The following is a 12948-nucleotide window of genomic DNA, read 5'->3' as shown; positions in this document are numbered from 1 at the left end:
CGGCCGGACCGGCGCCTCCGGCCCCCACCCCTGCACGGCGGCCCCCACCTGCTTGTCCGGCCCGCCATGGACACCCCGGCGTACCCTTGGGGGGTGACCGACGCCCGAGATGCCATCGCCGTAGACGTGACCCCGGAGCCGGTCCCCCTGCTGGAGCCGCGGGAGGGCATCCCGCCGGTCGTGACCGACGCCGGGGCGCTCGCCGATACGGTGGCCGCCTTCGCCTCGGGCAACGGACCGGTGGCGGTGGACGCCGAACGCGCCTCCGGCTACCGGTACGGGCAGCGTGCCTATCTCATCCAGCTGCGCCGCGCCGGGGCCGGGACCGCCCTGATCGACCCGATCGCCTGCCCGGACCTCACCGCACTGGGGGACGCGCTCGCCGACACCGAGTGGGTGGTGCACGCCGCCACCCAGGACCTGCCCTGCCTGGCCGAGGTGGGGATGCGCCCCAGCCGGCTGTTCGACACCGAGCTGGCCGGCCGCATCGCCGGCTTCCCCCGGGTCGGACTCGGCCCGATGACCGAGAGTGTGCTGGGCTACTCGCTGGCCAAGGAGCACTCGGCGGTGGACTGGTCCACCCGCCCGCTGCCGGAGCCCTGGCTGCGCTATGCGGCCCTGGATGTCGAGGTGCTGGTCGAGCTGCGCGACGCACTCGAGCAGGAGCTGGACAGCCAGGGCAAGCTGGAGTGGGCGCTGGAGGAGTTCGCGGCGATCGCCGCCGCTCCGCCGCCCGCCCCCCGCGTCGACCCCTGGCGCCGCACCTCCGGACTGCACAAGGTGCGCCGCCGCCGCCAGCTGGCAGCCGTACGGGAGCTGTGGCAGCTGCGCGACCGCACCGCCAGGGAGCGGGACGTCTCCCCCGGCCGGGTGCTCTCCGACCTCGCGATCATCAGCGCCGCCCTGGCCATGCCCACCACCCCACAAGCGCTCCAGGCGCTTCCGGGCTTCGGCCCCCGGGTGCACCGGAGGCAGCTGGAGCAGTGGCTGGGCGCGCTGGACCGGGCCCGGGTGATCCCCGAGCCGCTGCTGCCGCCGGCCACCGCCCCCCATGACGGCCCGCCGCCGCCGAGGGCCTGGGCGGACAAGGATCCGGTGGCCGCCGCCCGGCTGGCCGGCGCCCGGGCCGCGGTCTCGGCACTGGCCGAGGCCCATGGGCTGCCCGCGGAGAACCTGATCACTCCGGACCTGGTGCGCCGGGTCAGCTGGGAGCCCCCCGCGGACGCCAGCGCCGAGGCGGTCGCCGAGGCGCTGCGCGGGCGTGGCGCCCGCCACTGGCAGGTGACCCTGGTCGCCCCGGTGCTCGCCAGCGCCTTCGCCGCGGCCGACGCCGCGGCCTGACCGTCCGCACGGCCGCATCCCCGGGGCGCGGGGATCCTCCGCTCGGCCCTCCGTCACCGTACGGGGCCCGAACGCGGGGATCCCCGCGCCCCGGCCGTCCGCCGGGCTCTCCGGGCTCTCCGGGCTCTCCCGGCGGCCGGACGGGACCACGCGGACGGGTGCGGAGTGGCGCGCGCCACACCGGGCACGCTGAGGGTCGACCGCTCTGGGCATCTTGGTTACCGGCGAGTAGCATGGCGGGAGCGCCGCAGTGCCGTGTGTGCGGCCGCGACCCCTCATGACGTGTTGGGCTCCTGATACTGGGACCTGGGAGGAGAGCCACCGTGCCTCGTACCGCGAGGGACGTCGTCTTCGTCGACGGCGTCCGCACCCCGTTCGGCAAGGCGGGCCCGAAGGGCATCTACCACGAGACCCGCGCCGACGACCTGGTCGTCAAGTGCATCCGGGAGCTGCTGCGCCGCAACCCGAACCTGCCCGCGGAGCGGATCGACGAGGTCGCCGTCGCGGCCACCACCCAGATCGGCGACCAGGGCCTGACCATCGGCCGCACCGCCGCGCTGCTCTCGGGCCTGCCCAAGTCGGTGCCGGGCTACGCCATCGACCGGATGTGCGCCGGTGCCCTCACCGCCGTCACCACCACCGCGGGCGGCATCGCCTTCGGCGCGTACGACGTGGTGGTCGCGGGCGGCGTCGAGCACATGGGCCGCCACCCGATGGGTGAGGGCGTCGACCCCAACCCGCGTTTCGTCTCCGAGAAGCTGGTCGACGAGTCGGCCCTCTTCATGGGCATGACCGCGGAGAACCTGCACGACCGCTTCCCGCACCTGACCAAGGAGCGCTGCGACGCCTACGCCGTGGCCTCCCAGGAGAAGGCCGCCAAGGCGTACGCCAACGGGAAGATCCAGCCCGACCTGGTGCCGATCGCCGTGCGCCGCACCAACCCCGAGGCCGGCGAGACCGGCTGGGGCCTGGCCGTCAGCGACGAGCCGATGCGCCCGGGCACCACGCTGGAGAACCTGGCGGGCCTGAAGACCCCGTTCCGTCCGCACGGCCGGATCACCGCGGGCAACTCGGCGGGCCTCAACGACGGCGCCACCGCATCGCTGCTGGCCGCCGAGGACGTCGCCGAGGAGCTGGGCCTGCCGGTGAGGATGCGCCTGGTCTCCTACGCCTTCGCGGGCGTGGAGCCCGAGGTGATGGGCATCGGCCCGGTCCCGGCGACCGAGAAGGCGCTGGCCAAGGCCGGCCTCTCGATCTCCGACATCGGCGCCTTCGAGGTCAACGAGGCCTTCGCGGTGCAGGTGCTGGCCTTCCTCGACCACTACGGCATCGCCGACGACGACGAGCGGGTCAACCCGTACGGCGGCGCCATCGCCTTCGGCCACCCGCTGGCCTCCTCCGGCGTCCGGCTGATGAACCAGCTGGCCCGCCGCTTCGAGGAGCGCCCGGACGTCCGCTACGGCCTGACCACCATGTGCATCGGCTTCGGCATGGGCGGGACCGTCATCTGGGAGAACCCCCACTGGAGCGGAGCGACCCAGAACGCACAGATCGAGGGGGCGAAGTGACCACCACCGAGATGCTTCAGCGCGCCGCTGAGCTCTTCCCGGACGAGGTCGTCACCACGGCCCACGTCCGCCACATCGACCTGCCGGGCCAGGCCGGGCGCTTCGCCCTGATCACCCTGGACAACGGCTTCGACCACACCAAGCCGACCACCTTCGGCCCCGGCTCCCTCGCCAGGCTCTCCGAGGCGCTGGACCAGGTGGAGCGCGAGGCCGCGGCCGGCGAGATCGCCGCCGTCGGTGTCACCGGCAAACCCTTCATCTTCGCCGTGGGCGCCGACCTCAAGGGCGTCGAGGTGCTCAAGGAGCGCAGCGACGCGGTCGCCATCGGCAAGGGCGGCCACGACGTCTTCAAGCGGATCGCCGCCCTGCCGGTGCCCAGCTTCGCCTTCTACAACGGCGCCGCCATGGGCGGCGGTGTCGAGATCGGCCTGCACTGCACCTACCGCACCGTCTCCTCGGGCGTCCCGGCGTTCTCCCTGCCGGAGTGCTTCCTGGGCCTGGTGCCGGGCTGGGGCGGCTGCACCCTGCTCCCCAACCTGATCGGCCCGCAGAAGGCCATCCAGGTCGTCATCGAGAACTCGCTCAGCCAGAACAAGCAGCTGAGGGGCGTCCAGGTCTACGAGCTGGGCATCGCCGACGCCATCTTCGAGCCCGCCGACTTCCTGGAGCAGTCGCTGCTCTGGGCGGCCTCGGTGCTCAAGGGCGAGATCGTCGTCGAGCGTCCGGAGATCGACCGCGGGGAGGCCTGGGACCAGGCCGTCGCCCACGGGCGTCTGATCGCCGACTCCAAGGTGCACGGCGCCGCCCCGGCCCCGTACCGGGCGCTGGACATCATCGCCGGGGCCAAGGACGGCGACCTGCAGAAGGGCTTCGACGCCGAGGACGAGGCGCTGGCCGACCTCATCATGAGCGGTGAACTGCGGTCCGGCATCTACGCCTTCAACCTGGTGCAGAAGCGCGCCAAGCGGCCCGCCGGCGCCCCCGACAAGTCGCTGGCCCGCAAGGTCACCAAGGTCGGCGTCGTAGGAGCCGGTCTGATGGCCTCCCAGCTGGCGCTGCTCTTCGCGCGCCGGCTGGAGGTGCCGGTGGTGCTCACCGACATCGACCAGGAGCGCGTCGACAAGGGCGTGGGCTATGTCCACGGCGAGATCGACAAGCTGCTGGAGAAGCGCCGCGTCAGCCCCGACAAGGCCAACCGCCTCAAGGCGCTGGTCACCGGCTCGCTGGACAAGGCCGCCGCCTTCGGGGACGCGGACTTCGTCATCGAGGCCGTGTTCGAGGAGATGGGCGTCAAGCAGGACGTCTTCGCCGAGCTGGAGGCGGTGGTCTCCCCCGAGGCGATCCTCGCCACCAACACCTCCTCCCTGTCGGTCACCGAGATGGCGTCGAAGCTGCAGCACCCCGAGCGGGTCGTCGGCTTCCACTTCTTCAACCCGGTCGCCGTCCTCCCGCTGCTGGAGATCGTCCGCGGTGAGAAGACCGACGACGCCTCGCTGGCCACGGCGTTCGCCACCGCCAAGAAGCTGAAGAAGACCGCGGTGCTGGTCAAGGACGCCCCGGCGTTCGTGGTCAACCGGGTGCTCACCCGCTTCCTGGGCACCGTCCTCGGCACCATCGACGAGGGCACCCCGATCGAGGTCGCCGACCGGGCCCTGCAGCCGCTGGGCCTGCCGATGTCCCCGATCGTGCTGCTGGAGCTGGTCGGCCCGGCCGTCGCGCACCATGTGGCGGGCACCCTCCACGCCGCCTTCCCCGACCGCTTCGGCGTCTCGGAGAACCTCGGCCGGGTGGTCAAGGCCGGCAAGCGCGGCATCTACACCTGGGCGTCCGGCAAGCAGGAGGTCGACCCGGAGGTGGCCGCCCTGTTCGAGGTCGGCTCCACGGTCCTCACCGAGGAGCAGGTCCGTGACAAGGCGCTCGACGCCATCGCCGAGGAGATCCACCTGATGCTGGAGGAGGGGGTCGTCGCCGAGGCGCAGGATGTCGACCTCTGCCTGATCACCGGCGCGGGCTGGCCCTTCCACCTGGGCGGCATCACGCCGTACCTGGACCGCGAGGGCGTGTCCGAGCGGGTCAACGGCAAGCCGTTCCTGGCCAGGGGCGTCGCCTCCGTGCCCGCCTGACGATCCGTCAAGCCTCAGCCCGGTGCCCGGCACACCCCGCGGGGTGTGCCGGGCACCGGCGTATCGTGCTCCCATGCGGACACCCCGGCGGGCGGCTCGTATCGCCGTTCTGGATCCCGACGGCGCGGTCTTCCTCTTCCGCTACGACAACGAGGAGGTCGGCGTCCACTGGGCCATGCCGGGCGGCGGGCTGGAGCCGGGTGAGACCCCGGTGGAGGGCGCGGTACGCGAACTGCGCGAGGAGACCGGCTGGACCGATCTCACCCCAGGCCCCCTGCTCTGCACCTGGGAGCACGACTTCACCAGGGCCGGCATCCCGGTGCATCAGTTCGAGCACATCTACTCGGCCCACGGCGGGAGCCCACCGAGCGCGCCGTCACCGCCCACCCGGAGGACGGCATCCTGCACTGGCGGTGGTGGTCGCCGCAGGAGCTGGCTGCCTGCCCGGACGCGCTGTGGCCGCCGGATCTGCCCGGGCTGCTGGCGCGGTCGCACACTCCGGGTGCGACCCGCTCCGTCACCGGCACAAGGCCGCCCGCCGCTCGCTGAGTCGCTGAGTCGCTGCGTGGCGACTGCCCAGCGGGCGGCGGGCGGGCTCGGCCGCGAAGAACGGGCGGCCTCCGCTGTGGTCATCCCCGGGGACGCGTCAGGACTGCGCCTCGGGGGAGAGGTGCTCGTGGACGGCGAGCCAGCGGCCGTCGGCGGTGCGGTGGAAGACGATGGTCTCCCGCTCCCGGACGGTCTCCTCGCCCGCCCGGGTGCCGATACGGGTCTCGACGTCATGGCTGAAGACGGCGGTGTCGCCGAGGAGCTGCACCAGCGGCCGGCTGGAGGTGCAGGCGAGGATGCGGAAGCCGTCCTCCTCGGCCCAGGTGCGCCACAGCGCGCGGTACTCGGCGGTGGAGACCAGGCGGTGCCCGGTGGTGTGGAAGACAAAGACGGCGTCGGACGCGAAGGCGGCGAAGTAGTCGTCCAGTCTGCCCTCGGCGAAGGCAGCCACCAGGTCGTCCGCTGCGGCGAGGACTTCGGTCTCGGTGCTCATGGGTACTCCGGTGGAAAGCGCCCCGGCCGGCCTCGGGGGCGGCCGGCCGGGACGCGGTCGGTGGGAAGGCGGTCGGTGGGAAGGCGGTCGGTCAGGGCGCCGCGGGTGCCGCGGCGGGGACCGGCGCCGGACCTCCGGTGATGGGGGCGACCGGGGTGTCGGCGGCGCGGACCAGCCGGGGGCCGTCCGGGCCGTACACACCGCGGGGCTCGGGGAAGATCCAGAGCAGCGCGAGGTAGAGGACCGCGGCGACGGCGAGGCCCAGCGGCAGGGAGATGTCGGTGCCGTTGGCCAGGTTGCCCAGCGGCCCGACGAACTGGCCGGGGATGTTGGTGAACAGCAGGGCCACCGCGGCGGAGACCAGCCAGGCCGCCATGCCGCGCCAGTTCCAGCCGTGGGCGAACCAGTAACGGCCGCCGCGCTGCCGCCGGTTGAAGACCTGCAGCGCGTCGGGGTCGTACCAGCCGCGCCGGGTGACATAGCCCAGCATCATCACGATCATCCAGGGCGCGGTGCAGGTGATGATCAGGGTGGCGAAGGTGGAGATGGACTGGGTGAGGTTCAGGGCGAAGCGGCCGAGGAAGATGAAGCCGACCGACAGCACACCGATGAAGAAGGTGGCCTGCACCCGGTTGAAGCGGGGGAAGACACTGGAGAAGTCCAGGCCGGTCCCGTACAGCGAGGTGGTGCCGGTGGACATGCCGCCGATCAGGGCGATCAGGCAGACCGGCAGGAAGTACCAGCCGGGCGAGACCGCCAGCAGGCCGCCGACGTAGTTGGGGGCCGCCGGGTCGACGTACCTGGCCGCCTTCTCGGCGATGATCGAGGCGGTGCCCAGGCCGAAGAGGAACGGCAGCAGGGTGGCGATCTGGGCCAGGAAGGCGGCGCCCATGACCCGCTTGCGGGAGGCCTGCGCGGGGATGTACCGGGACCAGTCGCCGAGGAACGCGCCGAAGGAGACCGGGTTGGAGAGCACGATCAGCGCCGCCCCGATGAACGACGGCCAGAACAGCGGGTCCGCGGTGGAGTGGAAGGTGCCCGCGTAGCCCGGGTCGAAGTCGCCGGCGAAGGCGAAGGCGCCCAGGACGAACATCGCCGAGGCCGCGATGACGGCGATCTTGTTCACCATCAGCATGAAGCGGAAGCCGTAGATGCAGACCGCGAGCACCAGCAGCGCGAAGACGCCGTAGGCCACGCCGTAGGAGACGTTGGACTCCGGCAGCCCCACCAGCCGGTTGGCACCGCCGACCAGGGCGTCACCGGACGACCAGACCGAGATGGAGAAGAACGCCACCGCGGTCAGCAGGGAGAGGAACGAACCCACGACCCGGCCGTGCACACCCAGGTGCGCCGAGGAGGAGACGGCGTTGTTGGTGCCGTTCACCGGACCGAAGACGGCCAGCGGCGCCAGGATCAGCGCCCCGACCACCAGGCCGAGCAGCGTCGCCGCCACACCCTGCCAGAACGACAGCCCGAAGAGGATCGGGAAGGCGCCGAGGACGCAGGTGGCAAAGGTGTTGGCACCTCCGAAGGCGAGACGGAAGAGGTCGATGGGGCGGGCGGTGCGGTCCTCGTCGGGGATCCGTTCGACACCGTGCTGCTCGACTTCGGTGATCGAGGTCGTCACGGGTCCCTCCATTCTGGGCGGTCCGGGCACGCCGGGGGGTGGCCCGGCGGCTGGGGTCGTCAGGACGTGCGGTTCAGGACGTGCGGTTCAGGACGTGCGGTTCAGGGCCAGCAGGCTGACCAGGTCGTAGGCGACATGCGAGGCGGCCACGGAGGTGATCTCCGCATGGTCGTAGGCCGGGGCGACCTCGACCACGTCGGCACCGACCAGCCGGGTCCCCGCCAGGCCGCGGAGGATCTCCAGCAGCTCACGGGAGGTGAGCCCACCCGCCTCGGGGGTGCCGGTGCCGGGGGCGTGCGCCGGGTCCAGCACGTCGATGTCGACGGAGACGTACAGCGGGCGGTCGCCGATCCGCTGCCGGAGCGCGTCCACCACCTCGTCCACCCCGCGGCGCATCACGTCGGAGCTGGTCACGATGCCGAAGCCGAGGCGCTTGTCGTCCTCGAGGTCCTTCTTGCCGTAGAGCGGGCCGCGGGTGCCGACATGGGAGACCGCCTCGGTGTCGAGGATGCCCTCCTCGACGGCGCGGCGGAACGGGGTGCCGTGGGTGTACTCGGCGCCGAAGTAGGTGTCCCAGGTGTCCAGGTGCGCGTCGAAGTGCAGCAGCGCGACCGGGCCGTGCCGGCGAGCGGCGGCACGCAGCAGCGGCAGCGCGATGGTGTGGTCGCCGCCGATGGTGACCAGGGTGGCGCCGTCGTCCTGGAGGTCTCCCGCGGCCTGCTCGATGGTCTCGACGGCCTCCTCGATGTGGAAGGGGTTGCAGGCGATGTCGCCGGCGTCGGCCACCTGCAGGGTCTCGAAGGGGGAGACGTCCAGGCCGGGGTTGTAGGGGCGCAGCAGCCGGCTGGCCTCCCGGACCGCCGAGGGGCCGAAGCGGGCACCGGGCCGGTAGGAGACCCCTGTGTCGAACGGCACACCCACCACCGCGACGTCGCACCGCTCCACCTGGTCCAGGCGGGGCAGTCGGGCGAAGGTGGCCGGACCGGCGAAGCGCGGGATGCGCGACGAGTCGATGGGGCCTCGGGGCTGGGTCACGGTGGTGCTTCCTTCCTTCCTGCCTGCGTCCGGGCTGACGGCCTGCCGTCCATGGGCGGTATCCGTGCCCTGGAGTGGGCTGTGATGCGTCCATGCGCATGGCCTGCCTGCGTCCATGCGGACAGCCTGCCTGCGTCCATGCGGACGACGGAGACCGGATTGCCGCAAGTGTGCGGGTCCATCGCCGGGTGCGGCAATTGGTGCAGGAACAAAGAGCTAGGGTTGTCCTTGTGGCCGGCAACAAGACAGCGAAGCTGACGGTGGAGGATCTGCTCTCCTTCCCGGCCCTCCAGCTGCGGGTGCTGGCCGGGGAGGCCGGGCTGGGACGCTCGGTGTCCTGGGCCCATGTGAGCGAGCTGGAGGACCCGACCCCCTGGCTGCTGGGGGCCGAGGTGATCATGACCACGGGCCTGGCCGTGCCCCGCTCCGCGGCCGGGCAGCGGGCCTATCTGGAGCGGCTGGACGACGCCGGGGTGTCCGCCCTGGCGATCTCCGCCCAGCTGCATGTGCCGCCGCTGCACGACGCCTTCACCGCGGCGGCCGAGGAGCGCGGGATGCCGCTGCTGGAGGTCCCCCTCGCGGTGCCGTTCATCGCGGTCGCCCAGGAGGTCGCCGCGGCGGTGCAGGAGGACGCCCGGCAGCGGCTCGGCGCCCAGCTCCAGGTGTTCGGCGCGCTGCGCTGGCTGGCCTCGGAGGACCTGGACACCACCCGGCTGTTCCAGCGGCTGGAGCGGCTCTCCGGCTACCAGGTGCACCTGTGCACCCCCCAGGGGCGTCCGCTGCTGCCGGGGGTGCCGGTGCCTCCGGATCCCTCGGTGCTGCCGGACTCGATGGACGCCGCGCCGACGATCCCCGGCGGATTCGCGGTCCCGGTGCTCACCCCCGGCGGCACCGCCGGCTTCCTGGTCGCCTTCGAGCGCGAGGGGGCCCGCCCGGCGGGGCTGGCCGTGGTCCAGCACATCGCCACCGTCGCGGCGTTGCAGGTCGCCATGGTCCGCCACGAGCGGGAGACGCTGCGCCGGGAGGGCGCGGAGATCCTGGCCGAACTGCTGCAGGACGTGCTCGACCCGGCGGTGGCCCGGCGGCGGCTGCACCGGCTGTCCATCGCGGACGAGGCCGCGCTGCTGGTGGTCAGAGGGGTGGTGGACGACGTCCTGCTGCCGGTGCTCGACGAGTTCCCCCATCTGCTGCTCAGCCGCGGCGAGGACCGCTATGTGCTGGGCCCGCCGGAACTCGCCGAGGCCGTCGCCGGGCTGCCCGGGGTGGCGGCGGGCATGAGCCGTACGTTCCCGCCCGGCGAGTCGTTGCGGGTCGCCCAGCGGGAGTCGCTGTGGGCCGTCTCCCGGGCCGAGGGCTCGGGCCGGCCGCTGGTCAGGTACGGCAGCGACACCACGGGACGGTGGCTGCCGGACGACCCGGCGGTGCTGGCCGCGCTGGTGGAGCATGTGCTGGGCGAGGTGCTCAGGTACGACGCGGCGCACGACGCGGCGCTGCTGCTCTCCCTCCGGACCTGGATGGACCGCGACCGGCGTACCGAGACGGCCGCGGCGGCCCTGCACATCCACCCCAACACCCTCGCCTACCGGCTGCGCCGGTTCTCCGCGCTGAGCGGCCGCGACCTGTCGGCCACCGCGGAGTTCACCGAGGTGTGGCTGGCGATCCGGGCGGCCGACCAGCTGGGCCTCACCGGGGACGGGGCCGTCCGGTGACCGGCCCCGCCGCGGACCGGGAACCGCCCCCGCCCGGGACGGCCCCGCCCGGGGCTCCGCCGTTGCTGATCGTCGACGGCGCCAATGTGGTCGGCTCGGTCCCCGACGGCTGGTGGCGGGACCGCCCGGCGGCCGCCGCCCGGCTGCGCGACGCGCTGGTGACCGTGGCCGGGCGCGGCCTGCCGGACGCCGAGGGCGCGCCGCCGTGGGCGCGCGTCGGGCCGCTGGAGGTGCTGCTGGTCGTGGAGGGCGCAGCCCGTGGCCTCCAGGAGGTCCCGGGGGTGCGGGTGGCGTCCGCGGCGGGCAGCGGGGACGACCTGGTGGTACGGCTGGCCGAGCAGGCCCGGCCGCGGCGCTGTCTGGTGGTCACGGCCGACAGGGAGCTGCGCTCCCGGGTCGCCGCGGTGGGCGCCGAGGTGGTCGGACCCCGCGCGGTGCGCCCGCGCTGAGCGGGGGTGCCGAGGTGCCGGGCCCGGCCGTGCGCCGTAGGTTGGAGGCCTGGTGGTGGTGCATGCGGGCAGCCGGACGGTGACGCGGCGAAGGCGGACGGCGGATGAGCACGGGTCTGCACACCGACGAGTTCGAGCAGGTGCTGGCCGAGGGCACGGTGCGGGCGGTCCGGGCGGCCGGCGGCTACGGCGGCGGCATCTACCTGCCGTCGAGCAGCGGACGCTCGCTGGTACTGGCCGCCGTCGCGGGCGTGTCCCGGTCCCTGCTCCGCCCGACCTGGCGGGTGCCGGTGGCGGCGCCCTTCCCCGTGGCCGAGGTGTACCGCACGGGCCGGGGCATCCAGCTGTCCGACGCAGGCGAGACCATGCGGCGCTTCCCGCAGCTGGCCATCACCCTGCCGTATCCCTTCGCGTCGGTGTACATGCCGCTGAGCGACGGCAGCAGAACCCTGGGGGTGCTGGTGGTGCTGCGCACCGCGGAGCCGGGCCGGGTGCTCACCTCCTCGGTGCGGCGCAGGCTGCGCGGGTCCGCCAACCGGACCGGGGCCGCACTGTCCGCGCTCGGCGCGGCCGGAACCCCGCTGCGGTGGGAGGCCGAGCCGCTCACCACGAGGCTGCCCGCGGCCTCCGCGATCCCGGTCCGGGTGGGGCAGTTCGACTGGTACCTGGCGACCGGTGTCTTCATCGCCGACGACGAGTGCTGCGCCATGCTGGGGCGCAGCCCGGCCTCCTTCGCCGGCACTGTCGCCGCGCTGGCCTCCAGGGTGCTGCCGGAGGACTCCTACGAACTGCACCTGGCGGCCCAGGAGGCGGACCGGACCGGCCAGCTGTCGGCGCACCGGCTGCGGGTCCTCGGCAGGGACGACCGCCCGTGCCTGGTCGAGCTGTGGGCCCGTGCGGTGGGCACCGGGCGGGAACGCAGGCTGGTGGGGGCCCTGGTGGACCTGGGGTCGGGCATCATCGCCGCGGAGGCCGCGGAGCGGCTGCCCGACGGCCTCTTCTCGCTGGACCAGGACGGCAGGCTGACCTACGCCAACCGCCGCGGGGAGGCGCTGCTGGGCACCGACCGCGGCGAGCTGCTGGGCCGCCATCCGTGGGATGCGTTGCCCTGGCTGTCCGACCCGGCGTACGAGGACCGCTACCGGGCGGCGATGCTCTCCCAGGCGCCCACCTCCTTCCTGGTGCGCCGGGAGACCGGGCACTGGCTGGCCTTCACGCTCTATCCGGATGTGCACGGTCTCACCGGCCGGGTGGTCCCGGTGGAGCCGCCGACCGAGGAGTCGGCCGAACCGGGCGCCCCCGGGCCGGTCGGCCCGCTGCCGCCGGGGCCCCGCGCGGTGCCCGCCCGGCCCGGGGCGCTCTACCGGGTGCTGCAGATGGCCAGTGGCCTCACCGAGGCGGTCACGGTGCGGCAGGTGTGCGAGGTGGTCACCGAGCAGCTGCTGCCGGCCTTCGCGGGCCAGGAGCTGGCGATCTACACGGTGCGGGAACGCCATCTGCACCTGGCCTGGCAACAGGGCTACCCCGAGGGGTTCCTGGAGGCCTTCGAAGGGGTGTCCCTGCATGCCCGGCTGCCGGGTGTGGAGGCGCTCACCTCGGGCAGCCCGATGTTCTTCGAGTCCGACCAGCACCTCGCCGGCTCCTATCCGGGGATCGCGCTGGACCCCATGCGTTCCTGGGCGTTCCTGCCGCTGATCGCCTCCGGCCATCCGGTCGGGACCTGCATCCTCGGCTTCGAACGCCCCCGTACCTTCACCCGGGAGGAGCGCTCGGTGCTCACCGCCCTGGGCGGGCTGATCGCCCAGGCCCTGGAGCGGGCCCGGCTGTACGACGCGGAGTACGCGGTGGCCCGGGGCCTGCAGGAGGGGCTGCTGCCGCACCGGCTGCCGGTGGTCGCCGGGGTGCAGACCGCGGGCTGCTATCTGCCGGGCACCCAGGGCATGGACATCGGCGGCGACTGGTACGACGTGATCGAGACCCCGCGCGGTGTGGTGGTGGTGATCGGCGACGTGGAGGGCCACAGCGTGGCCGCCGCCGCGATCATGGGCCAGCTG

The 12948-nt window shown here is 73.4% G+C and carries 9 protein-coding genes and 1 pseudogene; 7 read left to right on the top strand and 3 right to left on the bottom strand.

Annotation, left to right across the window (positions count from 1 at the left end):
* The first annotated feature begins 93 nt into the window (after nt 1-93).
* The 4 genes and pseudogenes from AOK09_RS18155 to AOK09_RS37900 all read left to right on the top strand — a co-directional run.
* Nucleotides 94-1341 carry an HRDC domain-containing protein gene (locus AOK09_RS18155; protein ID WP_055588255.1) on the top strand — a complete coding sequence of 416 codons (1248 nt, stop codon included), beginning with the start codon at nt 94-96 and terminating at the stop codon, nt 1339-1341.
* 323 nt (nt 1342-1664) lie between these two features.
* Nucleotides 1665-2909 (top strand): thiolase family protein, encoded by a 1245-nt coding sequence (locus tag AOK09_RS18150; RefSeq protein WP_055588254.1) that lies wholly within the window; start codon nt 1665-1667, stop codon nt 2907-2909.
* An 11-nt stretch (nt 2910-2920) separates the two neighbouring features.
* Nucleotides 2921-5032 carry a 3-hydroxyacyl-CoA dehydrogenase NAD-binding domain-containing protein gene (locus tag AOK09_RS18145; protein WP_055588257.1) on the top strand — a complete coding sequence of 704 codons (2112 nt, stop codon included), beginning with the start codon at nt 2921-2923 and terminating at the stop codon, nt 5030-5032.
* A 64-nt stretch (nt 5033-5096) separates the two neighbouring features.
* Nucleotides 5097-5581: pseudogene (locus AOK09_RS37900) on the top strand (NUDIX hydrolase); the annotation flags it as partial.
* A gap of 97 nt (nt 5582-5678) precedes the next feature.
* Here the strand turns inward: AOK09_RS37900 and AOK09_RS18140 are convergent.
* The 3 genes from AOK09_RS18140 to speB form a co-directional block, all read right to left on the bottom strand.
* Entirely contained in the window at nt 5679-6074 is a 396-nt protein-coding gene (locus AOK09_RS18140) for a YybH family protein (RefSeq protein WP_055588253.1), read from the bottom strand.
* A 91-nt stretch (nt 6075-6165) separates the two neighbouring features.
* Complete coding sequence (locus tag AOK09_RS18135; RefSeq protein ID WP_055588252.1) at nt 6166-7713, bottom strand: purine-cytosine permease family protein; 1548 nt, start codon at nt 7711-7713, stop codon at nt 6166-6168.
* Nucleotides 7714-7788: 75 nt separating this feature from the next.
* On the bottom strand, nt 7789-8736 hold the full coding sequence (gene speB, locus AOK09_RS18130; RefSeq protein ID WP_055588251.1) for an agmatinase: 948 nt from the start codon (nt 8734-8736) through the stop codon (nt 7789-7791).
* 230 nt (nt 8737-8966) lie between these two features.
* Between speB and AOK09_RS18125 the strand changes: the two genes are divergently transcribed.
* The 3 genes from AOK09_RS18125 to AOK09_RS18115 all read left to right on the top strand — a co-directional run.
* A complete protein-coding gene (locus AOK09_RS18125) occupies nt 8967-10445 on the top strand; it encodes a PucR family transcriptional regulator (protein ID WP_245687346.1) in 1479 nt (492 codons plus the stop codon).
* Between the two features lie 68 nt (nt 10446-10513).
* Complete coding sequence (locus AOK09_RS18120; protein ID WP_175609314.1) at nt 10514-10894, top strand: PIN domain-containing protein; 381 nt, start codon at nt 10514-10516, stop codon at nt 10892-10894.
* A gap of 104 nt (nt 10895-10998) precedes the next feature.
* On the top strand, nt 10999-12948 hold a 1950-nt coding region (locus AOK09_RS18115; RefSeq protein ID WP_055588249.1), incomplete at its 3' end, for a GAF domain-containing protein.

The sequence above is a fragment of the Peterkaempfera griseoplana genome (assembly GCF_001418575.1).
Taxonomy (GTDB): domain Bacteria; phylum Actinomycetota; class Actinomycetes; order Streptomycetales; family Streptomycetaceae; genus Peterkaempfera; species Peterkaempfera griseoplana.
This window is presented reverse-complemented; position numbering and strand designations above follow the sequence as displayed.